This is a genomic window from Bythopirellula polymerisocia, from assembly GCF_007860015.1.
Lineage (GTDB): Bacteria > Planctomycetota > Planctomycetia > Pirellulales > Lacipirellulaceae > Bythopirellula > Bythopirellula polymerisocia.
Map to the genome: position 1 here is coordinate 669,960 of NZ_SJPS01000001.1, position 24,297 is coordinate 694,256.

A 24,297-nucleotide genomic window follows, 5' to 3' on the forward strand; every position below is an offset into this window, starting at 1 on the left:
ATTGGAAGCAAACGCAAGTTTGGCAAGCAGCGTGACATTCGTTTCGGCCTGATACTGGGAGAATTGCTGGGACTGCGCACTTATAAAAGCAATTCGGCGAGAATGATTCCACTTTTTATGGTCGTCATCGCACACCTAGATGGTCGATATCGCACACCTAGTCAATCGCGAGATTGCTGTCTAAGTGACATCGGGGTACATGAACTAGGAAAATTAATCTTGTGCGACGCACGATGCTTGACATCTCGTTAGCGGCACTTAAAGTTAGCTCTCATCGGCATGTGCTTTGCTTCCCGAATCGGCTTTCCCATCGGCCGGATTAGCCGACGATCCGGAACCTGATCATTTCAGTTTTTCGCCAAACCTCCTTTGTAGTTGGAGATCGACACTTGCGTTCGCTTCGAGTCTGGTCCAATCTGTTGGCGATTCTTGCATTGCTCGTAGGTGGCGTGGGGTGCCGCCGCGAGGCTCCCCCTAGCTTTTCTCCAGGTGCTGAGGTTCAGGAATTGACTGCCGGCTTAGAAGACGCGGAAGAAATTGAGATTTATGAGGGTTTGCAGTCTCAAATTGCTGAGGTCCTTCGCAAAAAGAGTGGTACACCGGACAAACCGATTGCGCTTGGTGACGAGGAAACTAGCGATCAACTCAAACTGGGGTACGCAGTTTACACACACTATTGCACACAATGTCATGGAGTGAATGGGGATGGAAATGGCCCGGCAGCCACCTATCTCAATCCCAAGCCGCGCAATTATACCCACGGAGTATTCAAATTCACCTCGACTCCCTACGGCAAGAAGCCTCGCCGTGCGGATCTTATTCGTACGGTTCGCCGGGGGGTGACTGGCACGTCGATGCCGTCCTTTGACCGCCTCAGTGATCAAGAGGTGGACGCGGTAGTCGATTACGTATTGGCATTAACTCAACGTGGTGAACTCGAACGCGAATTGGCCATGATCGCCTACGAGGATGAAGAACTCCCCAACGAAGAAGGGATAGAAGAAATTGTTTCTGAGTTACTCGTGCCTTGGCAAGATTCGTCGGACCAGATCGTGATGCCCATCACACCGATGCCGCCGATGACCGACGAATCGGTGCTGGCCGGGCACAAGCTGTTCTTGGACAACGCCTGTAACAAGTGTCATGGGAAGTTCGGTCGAGGCGGATCGATGGAAAAAGTAGAGGTTGGCACCGATACCTGGGGCAACAAGGCCGCGGCAGCCGACCTGTCTTCTGGCATGTTTCGTGGGGGAGATCGGCCCATCGATATTTATCGGCGGATTTACTCAGGCATCAACGGTACGCCGATGCCTGCGTTCGAAAAGCTGTTCCAAGACAATCCTGATGCGATTTGGCAGCTTGTCCACTTTATTAAATCGACGGGAGATCGCCGTCGCCAGGGAAAACCTCCTCTGAGCGAGGCGGATATGCCCACGGAAGAACCAGCGACAGAGCAACCTGCAGAGCCGACGAAAGAAACTGAGCCCACCGCAAAGGCGGCGTAGTGGCGATTGCCAAGAAATGCTCACAACCGAGAAGAAATTTCAGTTAGCCACGGATGAACATACCAAAAAATCCCAGCGAGGCACCTGGCTGCAACTAAAAATCATGGAATAGGAGTTAACGGAGCCAACAGTGAGAACTGAGGAGAGGAAAAGAAGAATACTTTTTTCATTTCCTCCGTTCTCTCCGAAATCTCCTGTTCAATTATTTGCTCAAGCTGCAAACACTTGAATCATAATTAGCATGGAACCATCCCCTAAAGAAACCGAACTGCTTGAGCTTAAGCAGCGTGTGAGTGAACTGGAGTCTCAGATCGCAACCGAGACGACTTATGCACCGTTTCGACCCACAAGCTACTACACGGCATATTATGCGACGACTGGTTTTATGCTGGGTATCTTCGGGGCGATGGCTAGTTTGCTATTCAACGTGATAGGTTCTGTGCTAACTGGCAGGCACCCCTTGGAAATCATCCGTAGCTATCTGACATTTCCCTTGGGAGATCGCGTTTTCGACCTGCCTCCAGATCAGGACGGTTTGATGTTGGCCATCGGATGTTGTCTGTATTTGGCAACGGGTATGGTGTTGGGAATCCCCGTCTATCTGGCACTCACCTGGTGGGGTGCCAAGAAGTCTCTGGGGGCTAAACTACTGATCGCCAGCGCGGTGTCGCTCGCAATTTGGATCATTAATTTCTACGGAATACTTGCTTGGCTGCAGCCGGAGGTAGTCGACATGTCACCTGAGAATCTGATTGTCAATCGCGTCCCCTGGTGGGTGGCCGCGTCGACACACCTTGTCTTCGGCTGGACGATGGTGTTGGTATATCCACTGGGTGACTACGTTCCCTATCAACGGGTGACGGAATAATAATGACTGAAATGACAACAAGGACTGACGAAAGCTCTGCAGATGCCATTGGCCCCGGTCTGGTGGAAGAACGACTGGTGCTGTGGTATTTTCTGGCAGCGCTGCTTTATTTATTTATCTCGCTCACCGGGGGCCTAATGATGGCGCTGCAGTTGGTGCAGTGGAATCCAATATCCGGGAACGAATATTTTTCTCCGGGTCGCTGGCGGATGGTGCATACCAATGCGATTGCTTATGGATTCATCGCGAACTGTTTTCTCGGAGCGCTGCACTGGGCAATCCCTCGGTTGACACTCAAGCCAGTGCTGAGCAGGCCACTCTCCTACTTTATTTTTGTTGCCTGGCAAATCGTGGTTCTCTCGACTGCGATTGGAATAATCATGGGGCAGGCCCAAGGGGTTGAATGGGGTGAGACGCCAGTTTGGATCGATCCGCTGGCGTTGGTAGGACTGGCACTGGTGGCAGTAAACTTTATGGCTCCCATTGTGCGGACTAAGGGTCCCCTTTATGTGTCGTTATGGTATTTCATGGCAGCATTTGTGTGGACGTTTCTCACCTATGCGATGGGCAATTTCATGCCGCAGTATTTTGTTCCTGGTACCAGTGCCGGGGCCATTGCCGGGCTATTCATTCATGATTTGGTTGGGTTGTTCGTGACGCCGCTGGCATGGGGATTGATGTATTATTTCGTGCCTATCCTGCTAAAGAAACCGATTTGGAGTCACGGCTTGTCACTTGTGGGATTCTGGGGGCTGGCGTTCTTCTATCCGCTCAATGGAATCCACCATTTTCTCTACACCCCTATTCCCGACTTCTTGGAGTATGGAGCGATTGTTTCCACAATTGCCGTTGAGTTTGTTGTGACTACCGTGATCATCAATTTCTTTGGCACAATCTGGGGAAGTGGTCGGGCTATTATCACCAACTTGCCGATTCGGTGGTTCTACACGGGAATGGTGCTCTATTTTGTCACTTGTGCCCAGTGCGCAATGCAGGTTACCCACACATTCCAGAAACTGATTCATTTCAGCGATTGGGTAGTTGGTCACGCTCACTTAGTCATGTTTGGTGTCTTTAGTATGTGGTTCTTTGGGATGATGACCTATCTGTTCCCTCGATTGCTAAAGCAATCTTGGTATAGCCGTAACTTGTGCGAGTGGCATTTCTGGCTATCACTGGGCGGGATTTTTGTGATGTTTATCGACTTGACCCTGGCAGGTGTGTTCCAAGGGTTTTATTGGGGTTCGTTGCAACCCTGGGAGGCATCGGTCGAGGGATCGTTTCCCTTCTGGGTCGTACGTCTGTTTGCTGGACTGGCCATCATCGCCGGACAAGTGGTGTTTGTGATCAACCTCTGGCAGACATGGCGACTTTCAAGGCGACCCGTCGAAAGCTACTCGGTCGCGGCCACAGCCTAATCCAACGGTGATACGAAATGTTTGAAAGTAAATCTGGAATACTGCTAATCGGGGGGCTCGGGTTCTTCCTGTTCGCTTTTTTGTCGAACGGGCTCGTGCCGATTTTGCTCTACCGGCATCTTCCCGAGCAGACGGTCGCCGAGTTGGCCGAGAATCAGAACTTAATCTATCAGTTTGAAGACTTGAGTGTGCGCTACCCTGAGCAATTCGAGAAATACTACGGCGAGCCGAATCAAGAGAATCTCGCCGTTGCGTTGGAGTTGGGCCGCGAGATTTATACCGCCGAAGGGTGCTGGCATTGCCACAGCCAATTTGTACGCCCAGTTTCCAACGAGAGTGTTCGCTGGGGCAAGGTTGCATCTTCCGACGAATATCAGAATGTGTTGCAGCGACCGGTGCTGTGGGGAACCCGGCGCGTGGGACCTGATTTGAGTCGTGAAGGAGGGCGGAGGGGCAACGATTGGCAGGCGCTGCACTTCTTCGACCCCCCCTTGTTGTCGCCCAGTTCTCCGATGCCGCGATACACGTGGTTCTTCGATGAGAACGATCCTGCTAAGCCAAACAAGCGGGGGCTGGCCATCATCACCTACGTGCAATGGCTCGGTTCCTGGCTGGAGCAATATCCCCTCTACGAACGATTTGTGCCTCTCAAAGAACAGATGCAGAATCCACTGGAGTAAGATAAGATGGACGAGACCAACCCTTCGCGAATGCAGAACTATATCGTCGGAATCATGTCCATCGTGATTCTCGGTTTCTGTATGTTTGGCTTCGGTAGTAAGTTCATTGAACTTGTCTATATGGTCCTGGATTACGACTCCAGTGCTTCGACCGAGGGGGTGTTCGCCGTGGCTCCCTTGTCGAACTACTTGCTCGCTAGTGCCGGTTTCTTATGCATGTTGGGTTGGGCCGCCTCCCAAGGGATGTTCCGCGATATCGAACGCCCCAAACAGACCATGCTCGATATCGAAGAGGAATTGGATGCAGCCTCGGGCGACGCTCATTATAGTGATTCCATTCTCCAATAACTGAGGTGCTCTCGTATGAGCGACTATTTGGATACCAGTGCAGAAAGTACACCGGTTAAAGACACCAGCGCACAGGTCGAGAGTCGCTGGCATGGGTATGTGGGGAATCGAATCCCCTGGTACGTGCGGCTGATTTGGTTGGGTTTTTGGGTGTTTGCCGTCTATTATACAATCACCTATCTGTTTCCTGCCTTGCAGGTCGAAATCGTTTCCCCGCCGTGAACACCTCCGCTTCCCCACGGTACTGTGCTTTTTGTGGCTTGCCTCTGCCAGCAAGTTTTGAGGTTGGTCCCAGCGTGGACGTACCAGAAGCGAGCTACTGCTGCTCGGGATGTCGGTCCGTAGCAGGAGTTCTTGAATCGGAACAAGAAGAAGGGGATGCCGCAAACGGACTGCTGCGGTTGGGATTGGCGATCTTCTTCACGATGAATGTGATGGTCTTCACGATGGCGCTGTGGAGCCAGGACATCTACCCCGCCGACAGCTTCACTAATCCCCTAGCTGAGACTCTACGAAGTCTTTTTCGCTGGGCCTCGCTCGTGTTCGCTCTGCCGGTGCTTTATTTGTTGGGTGGTCCCATCGCCCGAGGAGTGTGGCAAGCGATTCGGAGTCGGCGACTCACGACCGACCTAATGATTCTTGCCGGAGTAGTTGCCGCCTATTGTTATTCCTTAGTGTCGGTGCTGCGTGACGAGGGACATATCTATTTCGAGGTGGGGGCAATGGTCATGGTGTTTGTCTCTATAGGTCGCTGGCTGGAGGCCAAAGGAAAACACCGCACGGGGGCCTCGCTCGATGCGCTGGCCAATTTACTTCCTGCCACGGTGCGCAGGGTCGACGACCATGGGCATATCAGCGAAGTCCCCCGTGAGAAAGTCCGTACGGGAGAGATTTTACGAGTGCTTCCAGGTGAACGATTCCCCGTCGACGGGATCATCACGCAAGGTCGTGCAACAGTCGATGAACAAATTGTGACGGGCGAGAGTGTGCAGGTGGAGAAATCGGCTTGCATGAATGTTTATAGCGGCACGCTCAATCTCGATGGCGATTTAAGAATCGAAGTTATCGCCGCTGACGGGAAAGAGACCATTTCGCGCATCGTCGACATGGTCCGCGCAGCTCGCAGCGTCAAAGGGAGGCACGAAAAGATCGCCGATCGGATCGCGGCGGTGTTCATTCCGCTGGTATGCGTGATTGCCATGGTTGCCGGTTGGCGACAAGGGCAGATTGCCGGGCTCGACCAGGGAATCCTTACAGCATTGTCGGTGGTGCTTATCGCCTGCCCCTGTGCCTTGGGAATGGCCACTCCGATGGCAGTATGGACCGCTTTGGGCCGTGCAGCTCAGGGAGGTCTATTTTTTCGCAGTGGCGTCGTAATGGAGCGACTGGCCGGAGTGCGAATCGCCTGTTTTGATAAGACAGGAACTCTGACAACTGGGAAGCCTTTGGCAAGTGAACTTCATGCCGCCCTGTCGGCAGATCGAGAACAGGTGCTCGAAATTGCAACCTTGTTGGCGAAGGGCTCGATCCATTCCCTTTCCCAGGCCATCGTCGATTATTCTCACGGGCAGTCGATCAGCGAGTCAGACAGTTCCAATACTGAGATTGAAACATGGCCCGGACAGGGCCTGTCATGCGATCTGCCTGAGTTTGGTCGAGTTGTTCTTGGCAGCCGACGATTCGTTGAAGAACTGGGGCTTAGTCTTCCACCCGAATTGGATCAAGATTCAAGTGCCCAACAAGTGTTTGTTGGTTGGGACGACTGCGTGCAAGGTGTGTTTGGTTTTTGCGAACAACTCCGTCCCGAAGCAGCACTTGCTATCTACGAATGCAAAGGACTGGGACTCGAATTGCACTTGTTCTCAGGGGACGAAGGAGATCGAGTGGTTCCGCTCGGAGAGCAGGTGGGAGTTTCTACGAAAGGAAATATGCTGCCCGAGGACAAAGCGATCTCGCTCTCCACTCTGAAGAAACGGGGGCTCGTGGCCATGGTGGGAGACGGTTTGAACGATGCGCCCGCATTGGCCACCGCTGATGTGGGTGTGGCCTTGGGTTGCGGGGCAGATGTCTCCCGGGATGCAGCTGGAGTCTGCTTGCTCACGGATGACTTGCGACGGTTCCCGTGGGCGGTGGGACTCGCTCGGCAAACCGTGCGGATCGTCAAGCAGAACCTTTTCTGGGCGTTTGCCTACAACTCTATCGGCATCGGCTTGGCTGCCACGGGGCGATTGAATCCGATCTGGGCAGCCCTGGCCATGGCGACGAGTAGCATTTTGGTTGTCTCCAACTCGCTGCGACTCGCACACTATTCTGAACCGCAATCGGTTGATACGGCGATGAGCGAACGCAATTCTGTGGCGGTAACACAACGGCCGAGAGAATCCGTCAATCCGCAGCCAGAACTTGCGGAGGCGTTGTTATGATCGAACTTCCCCTTATTCTCTTGGGTGGACTGCTTGGCTCGGCACACTGCTTGGGAATGTGCGGACCGCTGGCCATCTCGCTAAGCGCTGGGGCCCCTCCGGGAGCGAACCACATCAATCGGCAATTGATCTTTGGCGTCGGACGCATCTTTACCTACACTTTTTGTGGTGCGATAGCAGGGTTTAGCGGGGCGTGGCTTACGAAGCGATCCAGCGGGTTCGTGCAATCACAGGCGACGCTTGCCATCTTCGCAGGCACGCTTTTAGTGCTGATGGGACTCGTCACTGCCGGGGTGCTTCCGCGACCCTTTTACCGCTTGCTGGGAGGATTGCCCTGTGGCGCATCATCCTGGCTCAAGACCTATCTGTCGGCACCCGGTTGGTCAGGTCCGCTTTTGGCTGGGTTATTTACCGGGTTCATTCCATGCGGACTCGTTTACGCGTTTTTACTTAAGGCCGGCAGCACTGCGAATATGGGGCAGGGGATGCTCACCATGTTGGCGTTCGGGATCGGCACGATTCCATTGATGGTGCTGGTCGGTTACGGTGGTCAGTTCCTATCGCTGGTGGGGCGGGCACATCTTTTTCGCATCGCGGCTTGGTGCATTGTCGTAACGGGCGTGATTTCAATCGCCCGTGGCGCTGTGCAGTTCAGCGCACCAAACGAAACTGCTACCGCAATTTGTCCCTTGTGCGAGCCAATTAAGGCAGAGGCTCCCGGATCATAAGTGAAGCCGCCGCGATCACGAGTCCGAGGAGATTGAAGATCGCAATCAGTAGCCCTACGCCCCAGAGGGTTCGACTTCCATTGTCCTGCTTAGGCGCAGCAGCTCCTGAATGACTCTTGCGAGTCCAATTTCCGATAACTCCGCACACCCATGTCCAGTGGAGCATCACATGCAGTAGTACGCTGCCTGCTAGGAGGCAGAGGGTGAAGAACTGCACATCGGCCCAGGCAAGATAGTCGAGTCCCCACAGGCTCCAGTCAGCAGAATCCGTAGCCGGCGGGAACACATAGCGCACGATCACCGAGACGCAACATAGGACAAGAAACACGCACAGCAAAAAGGTATCAAGCCAGAAATTGATGGTTGTTTTGGAGAGTTTCTTTGTCATGTATTCGCAATTATCTCGTTTATACCAATCCACTTGGAGCAAGCTATTTGCTTTTGGAACTGGGACTTGTCTGCACTTGAACAGTTTGCACTTTAGCTATGAGATTCCATGATTACTGACGGCTGTCAAGTGAGTTCAAGCATCACGACTTTTGCTTGCTGCCGCGTGAGCCAAATAGGAGGTAAATCCACCGCTAAGGTTGGCGACCTGATAGCCCTTTTGTGCCAGAACGCGGGTTGCCAGATAACCGCGCTGGCCAACTTGGCAATAAGTTACGACGGAGCAATCGCGAGGGATCTCGCTCAAGCGACCGCGAAGTTCATCAACGGGAATGTTGACGGCACCAGGAATGTGGCCAGTGGAATATTCCTTAGGCGAGCGGACATCGAGCAGAAAACGGTTGCTTCCATCGGTCAGGTCGCTGGCATGGAGGATCGGTTGGTCTCCTTTGATAACGCCAGCCGCGACAAAGCCGGCCATGTTTACGGGATCTTTGGCTGAGCCGTATTGGGGGGCGTAGGCCAGTTCCATCTCCTCCAGATCGTAAACGGTCATTCCCGCCTGGATCGCCACGGCAAATACGTCGATCCGCTTGTCGACGCCATGGCGACCGACAACTTGGGCTCCGAGAATCTTGCCATCCTGTAGAGCGAACAAGAGCTTTATCGACATCTGCTCGGCTCCTGGAAAGTAGCTGGCGTGGTGGCTGGGATGGACGTAGATCTTCTCGAACGCGATCCCTCCTGCCCGAAGTGACTTTTCGCTCAGTCCCGTCATCGCAACGGTCATGTCGAATACTCCGACGATGGCAGTCCCTTGAGTGCCACGAAATCGAGTGGAGCGGCCAAATATGTGATCGGCTGCGAGGCGTCCCTGGCGATTTGCGGGGCCTCCCAAAGGAATCTGTACTGGCGCGCCATCAACAAAGTGCTGCACTTCGATCACATCTCCCACAGCATAGATATCGGGGTCGCTGGTTTGCATCTGGTCATTTACCTTGATGCCACCACGCTGGCCGACTTCTAACCCAGCCTCAACGGCCAGCTTATTTTCCGGCCTCACCCCGACACTGAGAACCACAAGATCGGCGAGCAATTGCTTACCCGAGCGGAGTTGTATCAACAGTCGATTTTCAACAGGTACAATACTTTCGGCAGCATCGGCCAGTTCTAGCTTCACTCCTTTACTACGCAAATGTTCGGTGACGGAACTGACCATCTCGGCGTCCCAGGGAGGGAGTACTTGGTCGGCTAACTCGACCACCGTGGTCTCAATCCCCCGATGAACCAGATTCTCGGTCATTTCCAGGCCGATAAACCCGGCTCCAATCACGACGGCTTGTTCTGCCTGGGATGCAGCTTGTGATAGGCGATCGGCATCCCCCAGATCACGAAGCGTGTAGACTTGCGGGAGATCGACACCGGGAATCGGTGGTCGCAAGGGGGATGCACCAGGCGATAAAATCAGTTTGTCATACGACTCACTGCGTTCGTTGCCCTTTTGCAGATCACGAAGGAAGACCGTTTTCGCCTGGCTGTCAATGCGCAGGGCCTCTGTGTGAGTGCGCACATCGAGTCGGTAGCGGTCGATGAGTCGTTGTTGCGGCGTGACCAGGAGTTTGTCGCGAGTTTCAATGACGCCTCCTACGTAGTAGGGAAGTCCACAGTTGGCAAAGGAAGGAGCTTCGCCCCGTTCTATGAGAACGATATCTGCATCTTCATCCAGCCGCCGGGCGCGGGCAGCGGCAGACGCCCCTCCTGCTACTGCTCCGACTATCACTATCTTCATGGTATATTCTCCAGTGTAATCTATGAACTATCAATTGTATTCTTCAGGGAGTTGACAATATTAACTGGCCACAACTTCGCTCTGCTTTCGAATCACACCGTCCTCCATTTCATAGAGTGTGTCAAACACATCGAGTGCTCGATGGTCATGTGTGACAACTACGACCCCGGCACTCTGCTCATGGGCGATCTGGGCAAATAGCTCCATCACCTGTCTGCCTCGTTGGCTATCCAGCGCTGCAGTCGGCTCGTCGGCCAGAATAACACTTGGATGGTTTGCCAGCGCTCGGGCAACGGCAACGCGTTGTTGCTGCCCACCCGACAGCATCGAAGGCAAATTTTCTGCTCGGTCACCTACACCGAGATAGTCCAGAAGTTCCATCGCTCGAATTCGCGCAGCTCGGTGACTGCTTCCGTTGATTTCCAGGGCAATTTCGACGTTTTCTAGCGCGGAGAGAAATGGGATCAAATTGGCTTTCTGAAATACGAATCCGAGATGTTTGCGGCGAAATGCTCGTAGATTGGTGTATGCACGGGAACCTTCCAATACCAACTGTCCGCCAATGAAGACACGACCGGATGTCGGCGGATTAATTAAGCCGATCGCCGTGAGAAACGTTGATTTACCTGAGCCACTGGGGCCGAGCAGTGCTACTACCTCGCCCCGCGATACATTCATGGTCGCTTCCTGCATGGCAACGACTTCGGTGTTGCCGCTCCCATATACTTTGGTCAGTATTTCGGTTTGTATTGCAAATCCGTTTTTCATTGATTCACCTTTTACGAGAGGGCCTCGTTAGGCGACACGTTCATGGCCTTCCAGATTCCCAAGAAACTCGAGGCCACAGAAATGACCAGGACGATCATTCCCAGTTGGAACAGGTCTGTCTCAGCCAGTATCACACGTCGCGGAAACATGGGAAACACCCGTTGGCCAACGGCAAAGGCAATCCCGAATCCCAGCAGCCCAAGAAGGAGACCTTGTTGCATAATGAGGCCAAGGATGACTGTGTTTGGTGCACCTATGAGCTTCAATAGAGCTATGGAGTGGATCTTATCGAGTGTCATTGTGTAGAGAATCAAGGCCATGATGATAGCTGCAATCAATGTCAGGAGAACACGAAAGAGGCCTATTTGCCGGCGGATTTTCTCGACCGAACCTTTCAACAACAGGTCGCGCTGGCCTTCCTTGGTATAAACGGACACATCGCCCCAGCCAGCGATGATGTCTGCCACGCATCGACTGTCAACTCCTGTGGCGACGCTTACTAACACAGCACTGATTTGAGGTCGGGCGATGGCCGGCAATTCCTGAGCCGGGCGAACTGCTTGTTCGAGCAGGCTAGGTTGTTTCGTAACGAATTCGCTGTGCTCTCCGCGTGCTTCGCGAGCCGCACGCTCCAACCGAATCGCTTCACCAGCCGTGTCGAACTGTATGGATTGAGCATCCGCCACCGTAAAGAATCCAATTCCGTCTCCCCCCGAGCTAATCATGCTCTTGGTAAGTCCTACCACTGTATAGGTATCCTTACCGAGACTTATCAGTTCACCGAGTTGAAAGCCCAAAGTTTGGTCTGCAATCATTTCAAAATGGTTTTGACCAAGTGGTCGCCCGGCTGTCAAAGGAATCCATTCTCCTTTGTCGATAGGCCAACTAAGACCTAGAACGGCCACACGGAGTGGCTTGCCGCCGCGTTCTCGCTGAATCGTGTGATAGACAAACTCTCTGGCACGACGAACACCAGGAACAGCCAAAGCCCGATGCACTAGATTCGGCGTCACTCGAGAGAGTTCGGCGAAGGGCCCTCTGGTATCTCGCTGAATTATCCAAAAATCGGCACCGATCCGGTCTGGGAGAAGGGTCGCGTCCTCTATGATTCCTCGGTAGATCCCGCCCATGCCCATCACGATCATCAGCAAGAGACCAATACCCAATGCCGTCAAAGCGAATCGGCCGAGATTGTGTCGGATGTCTTTTACGGCAAGATTCATGGGATGCTAATTCTCCGGCCGTCACGCAACCGAAAACTTTCATCCTGGGGAATCACGATCGTTTGGCCAACAGCTAATCCTTTGGTAACCTCCACTTGTGCAGGGCTGCGGAGTCCAAGTTCAACAGCTTGCCATCGGGCATAGCCATTGTCATTCCCGAACACTCCCGGCTGCATGTCTCGTAGTTCAATGAACCTGGAGGGCAAAAGCGTCGCGGACTCTTTGCTGGCAGATTCGATGAACACCTCTGCCCGCTGCCCCACAGCCCAGTTGCTCGGCAGCTCCAGCACGCGCACGTCGACGACAAACTCACGAGTCTCGCGGTCTGCCTCTCGACCCAATCGAGCCACACTTCCCACATAGGATCGATTCGGGTCAGAACGAAACATGACGCGAGCAGGCTGGTTGGGTTTCACTTTTTCCATTTCCGTTTCGTCGACCCACGCGTTGATCCAGAGTTCGTTCATTGAAATCAGGGAAAGAATCGCACTGCCTGGCACGACAACGTCACCTGACTCGCGATAGCGACGGACGGTCAACCCGGCGAATGGAGCCGTGATTCGTGTATCCGCCAGCCGCGCTCGGTGATATTCGAGAGTCTTTTCGGCCGCGACCAGCTCTTTTTGTCCCTCGGTGATGGCGGCCTCAGCACGAGACAATCCCGCTTCGGCCACCCCCAATGACTCCACCGCAGCGTCAACCTCCTCTTGGCTAACAGCTCGACTTGACAAGAGCTCTTGCCGACGTTGATTCAGTTTTCTGGCTTGAATGACGACGGAATTGGCTCGACTTTTATCCGCTTCCAGCCGCGTTATCGCTGCCTGAAAGGCATCCAGGTTTGCCTTGGCAATCGCGACTTGCTGCATCAGTTCAGCATCATCCAGGCGAACGAGCAAGTCTCCGGTCTGGACCTCATCTCCCTGGTCGAATAACACTTCTTCGATCCTTCCGGAAATCTTGGGGCTAATCGTTGCTGATACACGGGCCTCCAGAGTCCCGGTTCCCATCACCTCCGAAAGAATTGGTCCCACAACGACTTTGTGTTCAATGACAGCAATTGGTGAGAACCTAAACCAATAAAACAAGGCAATCCCGAGACCTAGAAGCATGACGATTCTCAAGAGTCGCCATGTCCATCGCCTAAATGGTTCCCAGTGACTAATCATCATCTCGTCTTTCCGCGAACAGCAAACTGATATTCATGGCATTCTTTCTAGGGATGAGCCTTGTACCTGCAGCATGATGCTGATCATTAGAATCTCCGACGTCCGCGACCAGGCCGCCCTCTTTCACGCTCTCCGCCTACAATGTCGTCAAACTCATTCTGGCTCAAGTGCTGAGGTACGTACTCAACATTTCGAAACGAAGCTTGTCGAGAGAAAGCTCGCAAATGATTTCTCGACCCAAGTTGCAGAAACTGATAGACCTGTTTGACATCCTTTTTTTCTGTGCGGTCAATGCGTTTCGATAAATCGGCGATGTCCATTTCTTCGATTAGTAAACCCACTACGATTGCATCTTCCAGAGACTTCTCTCCACGGTCCACTAATTCGTTGTAAAGCCCTTGAATTTCCGAATGGGTGAACTTGCCGCATTCTTTGCCAAGGGAATGTTCATCGACGCCATAGTTCTTAAGCAAGCTGGATAAGGCTGCGATGTGTACCTTTTCTGCGCGGGAAATATTGTCATACATTCTCAGATTCGACTTGCTGCCTAATTTCACATAGACGTCATGGGCTAGCCTCTCCTCTTCGACCATCCAAAGTAAGTCTTCCAGTTCTTGCTCGGAGAGTTGTCCTTGAATCTTGGATTGGACTGGCTCATTAGATTGTTCCTCTGTGACTGATACACTTTCTTTGTCTTCGTCGGGTTGTGCCCAGCACAGATTTCCCCAGGACAGCATGAGCAGAATAGCCAGCACGGAAAATTGTTTTGAAGTCATTTTTGTCACGCCCCTATTTATATATGAGTGTAAGTAGCTGAACGATGCGTCTGTTTACGATCATGTGGACCGCACTCCCTGGGAGCTGCGGATCTTTACTTGACGGATTCCAAATGGCGAGTTCCACTTGAGGAACTAGACTTCCCGTTCGGGTATGGCTTTGTGCAGAAATACCAATCGACACAATCGTATTGCTTACTCTGCATACGCTCTGTTGCTGCTTCTGCTGTCGCAGGTGGCGGCACAATGACATCGTCACCCAGTTCCCAACCTTCAGGAGTCGCGACTTTATGTTCGTCACTGGTTTGCATTGCTTTAAGCAATCTCAGAAACTCATCGATACTACGACCGTTGCTCATCGGGTAATACACCATTGCCCTCAAAACGCCCTCAGGGTCGATGAGAAACGTTGTTCGGACAGCGGACGTATCGCTTGCCCCCGGTTGAATCATGCCGTAGGAATGTGCCACCTGCATCGAGAGGTCCTCGATGATCGGAAAGGGGATTTCAACACCAAACTTCTCTTTGATGCTGTTGGTCCAGGCGAGATGTGAGAACACGCTGTCAATGGAGAGTCCCAGTAACTCGCAATTCAGCGCTCGAAATTCATTGTGGGCCTTCGCGAAGGCCATGAACTCCGTTGTACAGACAGGCGTAAAGTCGGACGGATGTGAAAAAAGAATGAGCCAGCTACCTTTGTAGTCCGAGAGCTTTTTGGGGCCGTGAGTTGTCTTCGCCTCGAAATCTGGGGCTGCCTCATTCAGCCGTGGCATCGATGTTTGAACTTGAATAGACATTGTCATGCTCCTTTTCGTAAAGTGTTTGATTATAGTTTGACTTCATGAACACGTTGTTGCAGTTGCACTCGAGCCACACGCCGAGTTGCCCTTCCCGTTCGACTTCTGGATGGAGAAACCGGCCGCATTCCACGCCGACATTCCTCCAAGTACATTGGCGACATCTTTGTAGCCCTCTCTTTTCAAGAACGAAGCGGCAATAGAAGCACGATAGCCCGAGCCACAGATGACAACGACGGGTTTGTCGTGTGGAACTAGCGAGAAGTTGTCCTGCAGTTTGCCACCATGGATGTGAATGGCTCCTTCAATGTGACCCCCATTCCATTCTTTTTCAGTTCTGACGTCGAGCACAGTAACTTCATCGACTCGCTTGTTGAGGCTATGAACAGAGAGTGTCGACGACTTTTCCAGCGGAAATCCACTGACCTCCCAAGCATCCATCCCCCCCTCCAAATACCCCTGGATGTCATCAAATCCCACCCGCAAGAGGTGAGTGGTGACTTCAGGCATTTGTTCAGGGCGATCGAGCACAATCAATGTCGGACGGTCGTAGGGCAGAACCCATCCGGCCCAAGTCGGCAGCGTTGGGCCGAAGGGAATGTTGATGGCGTCAGGGATATGTGCGGCAGCAAAGGATTCTTTGGAACGAACATCCACAATCAGGCAATTTTCACACATCCGCTCGTGAACTTCCTTAGCGCTCCAGCGGCGTTGTCCTGGAAGTTCAGGGCCAATAACAGCCGGTCCTTCCTTATTCACTCGTTTCATTCGCGCAAAGTACGGGGGCGAAAGCGGCATCTGGTCCATCAGATCGGCAATCCACTCCTCCTCAGGTTTCTCAATCAGAGCACCGTTGAAACGCCTCTCATAACCAAGCGTCGAAGAACTACGTGAACCTATCGCCTTACCGCACAAAGAACCGGCTCCGTGACCGGGAAAGATCTCCGTAAAACCTGGAATAGTTGGTAACGTCTGAAAGACACTCGCATACAGTTGGTGCGCAAGCTCTTTGCGAGCTTCTTCGCCCAATAGGTCGGGGCGACCGACATCGCCGACAAACACGAAATCACCTGTAAACACCAACCAGGGAGTATCGGAACTTCGGGTTTCGTCAAACAGTGCCCATGAAACGTGTTCTAGTGTATGACCGGGAGAGTGAATGGCTTTTAAACGAACACTACCCAGTGAAATCTCATCGCCATCCGCGACGATATGGTCGGCATAGGGCGGTGTCCACTCCTTGCCACCCATTCCCGATGCATGAATTGTGACACCTTCGCCTAGCCGTGCTTTCAATTCACACGAACCGCTGACAAAGTCGGCATGCACATGAGTTTCGAGAACATGGCGGATGTGCAGACCTTCGCGACGAGCGATTTCGAGAAAATCGTCGACATCGCGAGTCGGGTCGATGACGGCGGCTTCCTTCGTTTTCTCATCGCCGACTATGTAAGAGTATATGGCTAATCCTGGCACGAATCGTTGGTGAAAGAACATATCTACCTCCTGGTTACAAATAGGTCTTGCTGACGATGAACACGGCGACTGCTACGATTCCAGTCGCAAATATTTTCTGCAGTGTTGCTGCGGGAAGCTGTTTGGCGAGGTGTCCGCCCAGAGCCATCCCAATGACACCCCCCAGGGCAAACAATCCTGTGATTTCCAGTGATATGCCACGACCTGCTGCAAAATGCGAAGCGACACCCGAAATGCTCACCATCACAATCACAAGAAGTGACGTAGCAACTGCTTTGTGAATTGGCATGCCGCTAAAAAAGACCAGTGCTGGCACAATGACGAACCCCCCGCCCACGCCAAACATGCCCGACAAAAAACCCGTTAACAGGCCAACAATGAGGAGCACAATCGCACACCGAGACGTAAGCTTGAGTTTTCCATCGTCGGTCCGCTCGCAAGATGGACGGCGGCCCTGATTGTCGCAAACCGGTCCCAGCATTTCCGCCTGACCCGACTTGTTCCACATTCTACTGGCTACAACCAGCATGAGCAGAGAGAACAATGCAAGCAGAATCGCTTCTGGAATTCTGCCAGCTATCCAGGTCCCAGCGGGAGCACCCACCATACCTGCAACAGCAAACAGCACTCCTGTTCCCACTTCAACTTGTCCTGCTCGAATTCGAGGGATAACTCCCGCAAGTGCGGTCGCTCCCACTGCTGCCAGCGAAACTCCGAAGGCTTCTCTGGGAGCCATCGACAGCCCATAAACCAATAGCGGTACAGCCAACAGCGAGCCACCGCCACCGGTCAGCCCTAGGGCGAATCCGACACAAACTCCGAAGAGGATGCTCAAGGGGTACAGCATGATGGACCTTCACTCTTTACTTGATTCCAAGGCATTTTTGCTAGTATCATGCCCATTCCGCAGGTGTCAGTGATGCCCGCAAAGGTCAGGCCTGCGCCGACGAATGCTGAGAGTCCAATAAAGTAAGGATTGACGAAGTAACCCAGGATTGCACCTACAAGCACCAATAAGCCTGCGGCAATGCGAACTTGTCGTTCGAGCGAAATGCTTTTTTTCCCGCGGTTTACGGGTAGCCCTGATGCTTCCCAAGCGATCGTGCCCCCTTCAACATTGACGACATTCGGATACCCTGCCGCGATGAACTTCTCACATGCTTTTGACGCTCGCGATCCACTTCGACATACAAGATAAAGAGGATCTCCTGCTCCTCCATTTCTCTCATCCATAACCTTGCAGGGGTCGAGCGAATCAAGTGGGGCGTTCTGTGCCAGTTGTGCATGAACCTCACGGAATTCGACCGGTGTTCTAACATCAAGCAAGTCGATGTCAGTTCCCTGTTGATGCAATTGGTAAAGTTCTTTGGGTGCAATACTTGTAATGGTCTTGGTACTCATCTTTGTTAGTCTCCTTAAATTATCGTAATATCGTGATGTTGCGATATAAATTTGCGAAAAAAATATTCCTACTTTCTTCGCTCCAGAAATCGGCTCTCGATGCAGGCCATCAAGTTTTCCAAATGGGGCTCAGCAACCTGGTAATAAACTTTCCGACCTTCTCGTTCGCTGTGAAAAAAACCGCAGCGCTGCATCAGGCGCAGGTGCTCAGAGGCAACATTATCAGGCACATCACAGTCTTCGGCGAGTTCACCTACTGTATAACGGCCATGCAACAGGAGTTGCACCATGCGGATCCGCACAGGGTGGGCCAGAGTTTTGAGGCATTCCGCTGCTTGGCCCAACGCCTTCATGTCCGCTGGTTTTAATGGTCTTGTTTTCTTAGTGCTTATCGCCATGGTTTTGTCCTCATAATATTACTATATCGTAATATCTCGATATGTCAATACACTAGTTTTGCGGCAATTCACGATTATTTTGGTTACGCTGGCCTGCATGTAGGGTTCAGAGGGGTAGGTCCACGCCAGATCGCTCGCTTTACTGCTGCACTAGGATTGTCTGAATCGCCTCGGACGGGATGACTAAATTAGCACGTTTGCTGCCGAAGACGAGTTCGAAATTCACCGCCACTTTGGATTGATTGAGGGCGACCACGGCAATGCTCCCGTCGGGATTGGCACATGCAGTCACCATGAGGTCTCTTGCTTCGGAATCAACTCCCAGTCGGATTGCTCCGGGGCGTATGAATTTGCTGAAGTGGGCCATTATGTAGTAGAGCGGGGTGTAATAAACCTCTTTGGTTTCGGGTTTCACCAGAACCGGTGCGATACACCAGTTCTTTGCGTGGTTGGGACCACCCTTGTCGTCCAACACGAGATTCCAATCCACCCACCCGCTGAGCCAACTATTCAGACTCCCGATCATGTCGCGGGCATATCGATAGACGGGGACGTATTTAGGGTGCAGATGTTTATCTTGCTCAGGTGCCCAATCGTATCCCCAGTCGGTGGCTTCTTTGCTCCAATACCAATCGTCATCCCGCCAGTGAGGAACTTCCGCGTCGATGCAACCTTCTGTTTCGATCAGTGGCTTTTCCGGAAAGGCTTCATGCACACTGTTGAGTACTTCTGGATACCACTCGGTCGTGCTGCTGTACCAATGGACGGCGGTCCCCCAGACATACTTGGCCACTTCAGGATTACTGAGGATTTCGTTTACCCATTCTTCGAGGTGATCTCGATTTTGATCGTAGATCAAAATCTTGCTATCTATGCCGTCTTCTTGGAATCGAGGGCCGAGATGGTTTTTGATGAAGTCGGCCATTTGAGAGGGTGTGAAGATCATGCTCTCCCATTGGGCACCGTTTCCTAAGGGTTCGTTCTCGACTGTGACCGACCAGATGGGAACGCCCTGCTTTTTATATTCTTGAATGTATTTGGAAAAGTAGAGTGCCCACGTCGCATGGTATTCTGGTTTCAGTGATCCACCGTTCCAGGTATCATTGTCCTTCATCCAGGGAGGGGCGGTCCAAGGAGACGCGATGATCTTGAATTTAGCTTCTGGTACAGCCAAAGCGTCTTTAATAAGTGGAACCAGATCATCGAGATCTTCTTCGATACTAAAGTCTTCGAGCTCGACATCTCCCGATGTGTTGGCATAAGCATAGTTGCCTAGGGAGAAGTCGCAACTATTGATGTGTGTTCGAGTGAGCGAATAGTTGGAGCCAGACGGACTGAAATAGGCATTGATGACCTCTTTCCTTTTTTCCTTGCCGAGTTGATTGAGTACATACGCAGTAGACTCCGTGAATGCGCCACCGAATCCAATGATCTCTTGAAATCGCTGTTTCTTTTGGATGTTGACCGTGGGGATTTCACCAGCCTTGGTGCCAGTCACACTCTCTTGCGAAAGCTCCTTCAACTTTGCTCCTGCCCGTGATGTCTCAAACACTTTCACCTGCAGGGAATCCTCTGCCAGGCATCGCACGGGACTGGTCGTGAAGAAAAGTGTGAAGCAAAACAAGAAGATAGTGACCCAAGCTGCAGAATTGGTGATCTTAAGCTGGCTATCAACACGGGTTGATTTGATTGCCTTGCTCAGAAGTGCTGCCTGGCTGGCAAATAAGTGTATCTCCACATTGAGTGAAATTGGCATTTAATGAGCTCTGCTGCGTGATATGAATGACAAGTCGGAAAGCTTCAGGATTGTAGCTGTCGGCATGTCCTAATTCAATCAATGTGCTTCAATAATCTTGCTAGGGATTCAAGCAGTGAAAAAAGTTTTCATTTGTCAATCGCTGACTCAAGAGTATTCCTTAGGAGTACAATGCGATATACCTCCAATGAGTAAATCTATCGAAGTTATGTCAGGAGACAAATTATTGAGAGTTGCCAAGCAGATAGAGTACCGATCTTTATTTTATCTTTTGATAGGATTCTTTTTAATCATTGCTTTCACAGGAGCGGACGCCGAGGAGTCGTCTCTGAAGGCTGGTGCGGGCTCTAGTGGCATGCAACCTGATTTTGGGCCGAATGTGTTTGTCTTTGAACCGGGTCAGCTAGATGCTCAACATCAGATCGACACGATTTTCAAGCAACAGGAACGAGCTCAATTCGGCACAGGTCGATATGCGCTGCTATTCAAACCGGGAAGCTACGAACTTGAGGTGCCTGTCGGTTTTTACACCCATGTTGCCGGCTTAGGGGAATTGCCCGATGATGTGCAAATAGCTGGCCATGTGTGGACGGATGCAGCGTGGATGAATCGCAATGCGACATGCAATTTCTGGCGTGCCGTCGAAAACCTTTCAGTCGTGCCGCCCGATGGAGTGAACGTGTGGGCGATCTCGCAGGCGGCACCGATGCGGCGTACACATATCCAAGGCGATCTGCACCTCTCTTCGGGAGGCTGGTCGAGCGGTGGATACCTGGCGGACTGCAAGGTGGATGGGTCCGTAGTTCCAGGGACTCAACAGCAATGGCTTTCGCGAAACAGCGAGTGGAAACAATGGATCGGTGGGGCCTGGAACATGGTCTTTGTTGGGTGCAAGAATGCGCCGGAAGGAGAGTGGCCAGATGAGCCATTCACCGTTGTAGTTGAGACTCAGGTCGTACGTGAGAAGCCTTATCTTATTGTGGATAGCGATGGGCGTTGGTTTGTAGTGTTGCCGCCGCTGCGAAAGAGAGCCGCCGGGATCACCTGGGGTGACGGGGAAACACCCGGGGAAAAGCTGCCCCTTGAGGACTTCTACCTCGCGAAGCCTGACGAGGAAACCGCCGAGAGCATCAACGCGGCGCTGCGCGCGGGGAAGCATCTGCTACTCACCCCCGGCATTTATTCCTTAGAGGACACGATCGTTGTTTCGCGGCCTGGCACCATCGTGCTCGGACTCGGGCTGCCGAGTCTGGTCTCGTCAACTGGAAAGACTACGATTCGCGTCGATGCTGCCGAAGGAGTCGATGTCAGTGGGATCCTTTTCGACGCAGGATCAACTGAAGTGGATACGCTCTTCCAAGTTGGCCTACCTGATCAGAGCCTGGGAAACTCGAAATCCCCAATCTGTCTGCATGATGTTTTTTGTCGCGTGGGAGGCAACGGAGAAGGCAAATCGAAGTGCATGGTTACCATCTACAGCGATCACGTTGTCGGTGAGAATCTGTGGTTATGGCGTGCCGACCACGGAAAGAGCGTGGGTTGGGATGATAATACCTGTGAGACGGGTTTGCGTGTCGAAGGGGACGAAGTAACTATCTTTGGTTTATTCGTCGAGCATACACAAAAGCACCAGACAGTTTGGAATGGCAACGGAGGCCGTGTGTATTTCTATCAGAGCGAGATGCCCTATGATCCCCCATCGCAGGAGGCGTGGCGCAGTGGGACAGGCGATGGCTATGCATCTTATAAGGTCGGCGAAGACGTGACCACCCACGAGGCTTGGGGACTAGGTGTCTATCATGTGTTCAAAGACGCGCCCGTAGTTGCCGAAAATGCTATTGAGACTCCTGATGTTCCAGGGATCATCTTCCACCATGCCCTGACCTACCGCCTCTCCGGTGGTCAGCAGGGAAGTGGCATCCTCAATGTGATCAACGGGCAAGGTGGCGAGGTCGTCACCCGTCAGAAGGCCACCGTGAAATAGGCCGCAAGGACTGCTAAGATTAAGAAACTAGCAGACATTCTATTCTCGGTACGTTGGGATCAGTGCAATCTCTTTGAGCGTCGAATTCCAACTAACAGTGCGGCTGCCATAGTTGCCAGGGCGAACGAGCCTGGCTCTGGAACGGTGGCCAAGTATTGTTCCAAGTAGAGTGAAGCGTGGTGCAGCTTTTCCATAGGATTATCACCATCCGGAGACAAAAGTATGTAGATTGGATCGCTGTCGTTGATTAGGTCAGGTTGGTTCGGATCGGCTGGGGTCGCAGATAGTCGGAACTGCAAGACGTGAATCTCGTTTGACGGATGGCCGTCAATCGAGTAGTTGACCAAGATATCTGCGATACCAGTTTGTGGAACCGAGGGGCTAATCAACAGGCTGCCGAGTGTGTCGGAGGTGACAGTGGTCCCCGCCTCGATGCGAATTACCTCCCCTGGATCAAGAGGCTGGAGGTTTGGGATGGTTTCTGGAGCAGGCATCAATGGGGGATTGAGCCACTGTTTGACGCTGAGGAGTTCTAGAACAACTTCATGGTCCTTCAACGTGACAAATGCGGTCCCAATTTGAATTTCGAAATCAGGAAGGAAGGAGGTCGCTATATCGCCTAATTCAACAGACGTGTAGTTTTTCCAATGATCGTGGATGGAGTTGGTGTAAGGGCGCGTGGCGGGAGCTCCGTCTGACATGCCCGAATTGATACCCTGGACCTGTAACTTACCATTCACGACTTCAATTAAGAATCGGCGGCCCTCGTGTCCTCGGGCCTGTTGCGTAAAAGCGAACTGCTCCGAGAAAAGGACAACAAGTGCGAGTAAGCTCAGTAACGTGAATTCTCGATTCATATAATCGCTTGTGTTGATCGAATCAAAGTTGCAGGTTGCATGATTAAAGGTGGCTAGCTATTAAATTTGTCGGAAGAGCGTGGGCTCCTTCACCTTTATTATAGCTGGCCGCAAATAATCTGTGCCTCTTTTTGATGATATCTTACATGTGAATTCAAGAATCAGAACCTCTCCAATCACCTGCTCTGATGGCTCTCAAATGCGAACACTTGCAGAGTTCCTGAGGTGCTTGGATAGGCCCTAAGTAAATCATCGTCAGATGTTGCCATCCATTTTTGAAACAAATTTACATCGTTGTTCTTTTTCAGGCCCCAGGCCCAATAGCTGATTCTCTCTAAAGTATCGCTAGTTGTAAGTCACACCGAAAGAGATCAGAATAGAGGTCAAAGTATCTCACCTCTCTGTCCGGGCCGTCTGATCGAATACTATCATTCCCGTCCCTTTTCTTTCAGTTTTTGAGGAATTGCGTCTATGTTTCCTACTCGATCTAGTTTTATCCTACTGTCGTTTCTTTTGCTCTTGTCTGTTTTGATCAATAGTGAACATACATCTGCCGAAGCCAATAACTCTGGACAAGACAGCGAGGGCACCAGTAAGGATACTCTTGAAGAACGAGAATTTTCACCCACCCTCGATGGCAAGTGGATTGGCCAGGGCATTTCCTATGGTCCATATCGTGAAGAGGAGTCGCCGGATGGTCTTCAGCCTACTCGCGAAGAACTGATCGAGGATTTGGCCATGCTTGCTCAGCATTGGAATTTGCTGCGAATGTACGGGGCGGGTGAAGCAGCAGAAGAAGTGCTAAAAATCATTCACGAAAAAAAGCTTCCACTGAAAGTGATGATCGGTGCCTGGATAGTTCCGGAAGTTGAAGCAGCCAATCCGTTATTGGCAGAAGTTTCGAACAAGCGGGAGGTGGCTGAGGCCATTCGTTTGGCAAACGCGTATCCGGATGAGGTTATTGCTGTGAGTATTGGCAATGAAACGCAAGTGTTTTGGTCTGATCACAAGACAAGCCCCGAAGTATTAATCCGCTATCTTCGGGAGGTTCGATCTGCAACAAGCGTGCCAGTAACGACGGCAGACGACTTCAATTTTTGGAATAAACCCGAAAGTAAACAAATTGCCGATGAAGTTGATTTCATCGTCACACACATCCACGCGATGTGGGCAGGGCTGCAATTGCCTCAGGCGATGGAGTGGACTGAGAAGGTCTATGATGAGGTCAAAGAAAACTATCCTCAAAAAATGGTGGTGATTGGTGAGGCAGGTTGGGCAACTCAGGTTCATGATGAAGGTGAGCAAGCAAAGCTTATCAAGGGAAAAGCGGGAGAAGCGGAGCAGCGAGAGTATTACCGTCAGTTCACTGACTGGGCTCGCGATCAAAAGATTTGTACATTCTACTTCGAGGCTTTTGATGAACCCTGGAAGGGTGGACCCCATCCGAACGAAGTAGAGAAACACTGGGGGCTTTATGGTGTTGATCGTGAGCCAAAGAAGGCCATGACTGGTACTGGCAAATAAAACTGTTTGTGTCCGATGGTCCCTC

The 24,297-nt window shown here is 52.0% G+C and carries 23 protein-coding genes; 10 read left to right on the top strand and 13 right to left on the bottom strand.

Going from position 1 to position 24,297, the window contains the following annotated elements; all coding sequences use genetic code 11:
* Positions 1-389 precede the first annotated feature (389 nt).
* The 8 genes from Pla144_RS02680 (at position 390) to Pla144_RS02715 (ending at position 7,970) form a co-directional block, all read left to right on the top strand.
* On the top strand, positions 390-1,505 hold the full coding sequence (locus Pla144_RS02680) for a c-type cytochrome (protein ID WP_146447768.1): 1,116 nt from the start codon (positions 390-392) through the stop codon (positions 1,503-1,505).
* A 241-nt stretch (positions 1,506-1,746) separates the two neighbouring features.
* Positions 1,747-2,373 (top strand): hypothetical protein, encoded by a 627-nt coding sequence (locus tag Pla144_RS02685; RefSeq protein ID WP_146447769.1) that lies wholly within the window; start codon positions 1,747-1,749, stop codon positions 2,371-2,373.
* A gap of 2 nt (positions 2,374-2,375) precedes the next feature.
* The gene (locus Pla144_RS02690) at positions 2,376-3,791 is read left to right on the top strand and encodes a cbb3-type cytochrome c oxidase subunit I (RefSeq protein ID WP_197530340.1); all 1,416 of its coding nucleotides are present in this window, start codon (positions 2,376-2,378) and stop codon (positions 3,789-3,791) included.
* A 17-nt stretch (positions 3,792-3,808) separates the two neighbouring features.
* A complete protein-coding gene (locus Pla144_RS02695) occupies positions 3,809-4,471 on the top strand; it encodes a cbb3-type cytochrome c oxidase subunit II (RefSeq protein WP_146447770.1) in 663 nt (220 codons plus the stop codon).
* Positions 4,472-4,477: 6 nt separating this feature from the next.
* Complete coding sequence (locus tag Pla144_RS02700; RefSeq protein ID WP_146447771.1) at positions 4,478-4,819, top strand: hypothetical protein; 342 nt, start codon at positions 4,478-4,480, stop codon at positions 4,817-4,819.
* Positions 4,820-4,834: 15 nt separating this feature from the next.
* Positions 4,835-5,041, top strand: coding sequence for a hypothetical protein (locus tag Pla144_RS02705; RefSeq protein WP_197530341.1), 207 nt, complete (start codon positions 4,835-4,837; stop codon positions 5,039-5,041).
* Complete coding sequence (locus tag Pla144_RS02710) at positions 5,038-7,242, top strand: heavy metal translocating P-type ATPase (protein WP_146447772.1); 2,205 nt, start codon at positions 5,038-5,040, stop codon at positions 7,240-7,242. Before Pla144_RS02705 ends, Pla144_RS02710 begins: the two co-directional genes overlap by 4 nt.
* Complete coding sequence (locus tag Pla144_RS02715) at positions 7,239-7,970, top strand: sulfite exporter TauE/SafE family protein (RefSeq protein ID WP_146447773.1); 732 nt, start codon at positions 7,239-7,241, stop codon at positions 7,968-7,970. The genes Pla144_RS02710 and Pla144_RS02715 overlap by 4 nt, the downstream gene beginning before the upstream one ends.
* Here the strand turns inward: Pla144_RS02715 and Pla144_RS02720 are convergent.
* The 12 genes from Pla144_RS02720 to Pla144_RS02775 form a co-directional block, all read right to left on the bottom strand.
* Positions 7,945-8,358, bottom strand: a complete 414-nt coding sequence (locus Pla144_RS02720) for a DUF4405 domain-containing protein (protein WP_146447774.1) — start codon at positions 8,356-8,358, stop codon at positions 7,945-7,947. The genes Pla144_RS02715 and Pla144_RS02720 overlap by 26 nt on opposite strands.
* A 135-nt stretch (positions 8,359-8,493) precedes the next feature.
* Positions 8,494-10,146, bottom strand: coding sequence for an FAD-dependent oxidoreductase (locus tag Pla144_RS02725; protein WP_146447775.1), 1,653 nt, complete (start codon positions 10,144-10,146; stop codon positions 8,494-8,496).
* Positions 10,147-10,206: 60 nt separating this feature from the next.
* On the bottom strand, positions 10,207-10,914 hold the full coding sequence (locus tag Pla144_RS02730) for an ABC transporter ATP-binding protein (protein ID WP_146447776.1): 708 nt from the start codon (positions 10,912-10,914) through the stop codon (positions 10,207-10,209).
* 11 nt (positions 10,915-10,925) lie between these two features.
* On the bottom strand, positions 10,926-12,137 hold the full coding sequence (locus Pla144_RS02735) for an ABC transporter permease (protein ID WP_146447777.1): 1,212 nt from the start codon (positions 12,135-12,137) through the stop codon (positions 10,926-10,928).
* The gene (locus Pla144_RS02740) at positions 12,134-13,306 is read right to left on the bottom strand and encodes an efflux RND transporter periplasmic adaptor subunit (protein ID WP_231936132.1); all 1,173 of its coding nucleotides are present in this window, start codon (positions 13,304-13,306) and stop codon (positions 12,134-12,136) included. The genes Pla144_RS02735 and Pla144_RS02740 overlap by 4 nt, the downstream gene beginning before the upstream one ends.
* Before the next feature lie 83 nt (positions 13,307-13,389).
* Positions 13,390-14,079, bottom strand: coding sequence for a DUF2202 domain-containing protein (locus Pla144_RS02745; protein ID WP_146447778.1), 690 nt, complete (start codon positions 14,077-14,079; stop codon positions 13,390-13,392).
* 95 nt (positions 14,080-14,174) lie between these two features.
* Positions 14,175-14,876, bottom strand: coding sequence for a peroxiredoxin (locus Pla144_RS02750; RefSeq protein ID WP_146447779.1), 702 nt, complete (start codon positions 14,874-14,876; stop codon positions 14,175-14,177).
* A 42-nt stretch (positions 14,877-14,918) separates the two neighbouring features.
* The gene (locus Pla144_RS02755; RefSeq protein WP_146447780.1) at positions 14,919-16,373 is read right to left on the bottom strand and encodes an MBL fold metallo-hydrolase; all 1,455 of its coding nucleotides are present in this window, start codon (positions 16,371-16,373) and stop codon (positions 14,919-14,921) included.
* A 13-nt stretch (positions 16,374-16,386) separates the two neighbouring features.
* Positions 16,387-17,199: a sulfite exporter TauE/SafE family protein gene (locus Pla144_RS02760; RefSeq protein WP_231936134.1), complete on the bottom strand. Its 813-nt coding sequence runs from the start codon at positions 17,197-17,199 to the stop codon at positions 16,387-16,389.
* Positions 17,184-17,738 (bottom strand): rhodanese-like domain-containing protein, encoded by a 555-nt coding sequence (locus tag Pla144_RS02765; protein WP_146448995.1) that lies wholly within the window; start codon positions 17,736-17,738, stop codon positions 17,184-17,186. Before Pla144_RS02765 ends, Pla144_RS02760 begins: the two co-directional genes overlap by 16 nt.
* 83 nt (positions 17,739-17,821) lie before the next feature.
* Positions 17,822-18,151, bottom strand: a complete 330-nt coding sequence (locus Pla144_RS02770) for an ArsR/SmtB family transcription factor (RefSeq protein ID WP_146447781.1) — start codon at positions 18,149-18,151, stop codon at positions 17,822-17,824.
* 139 nt (positions 18,152-18,290) lie between these two features.
* Positions 18,291-19,907 (bottom strand): glycoside hydrolase family 30 protein, encoded by a 1,617-nt coding sequence (locus Pla144_RS02775; RefSeq protein ID WP_146447782.1) that lies wholly within the window; start codon positions 19,905-19,907, stop codon positions 18,291-18,293.
* 187 nt (positions 19,908-20,094) lie between these two features.
* Between Pla144_RS02775 and Pla144_RS02780 the strand changes: the two genes are divergently transcribed.
* Entirely contained in the window at positions 20,095-21,891 is a 1,797-nt protein-coding gene (locus Pla144_RS02780; RefSeq protein WP_146447783.1) for a coagulation factor 5/8 type domain-containing protein, read from the top strand.
* 59 nt (positions 21,892-21,950) lie between these two features.
* On the opposite strand, the gene Pla144_RS02785 is transcribed toward Pla144_RS02780, so the two are convergent.
* Entirely contained in the window at positions 21,951-22,748 is a 798-nt protein-coding gene (locus tag Pla144_RS02785) for a hypothetical protein (RefSeq protein WP_146447784.1), read from the bottom strand.
* Positions 22,749-23,219: 471 nt separating this feature from the next.
* On the opposite strand from Pla144_RS02785, the gene Pla144_RS02790 reads away from it, so the two are divergent.
* Positions 23,220-24,272 (top strand): glycosyl hydrolase family 17, encoded by a 1,053-nt coding sequence (locus Pla144_RS02790; protein WP_146447785.1) that lies wholly within the window; start codon positions 23,220-23,222, stop codon positions 24,270-24,272.
* Positions 24,273-24,297: the final 25 nt, after the last annotated feature.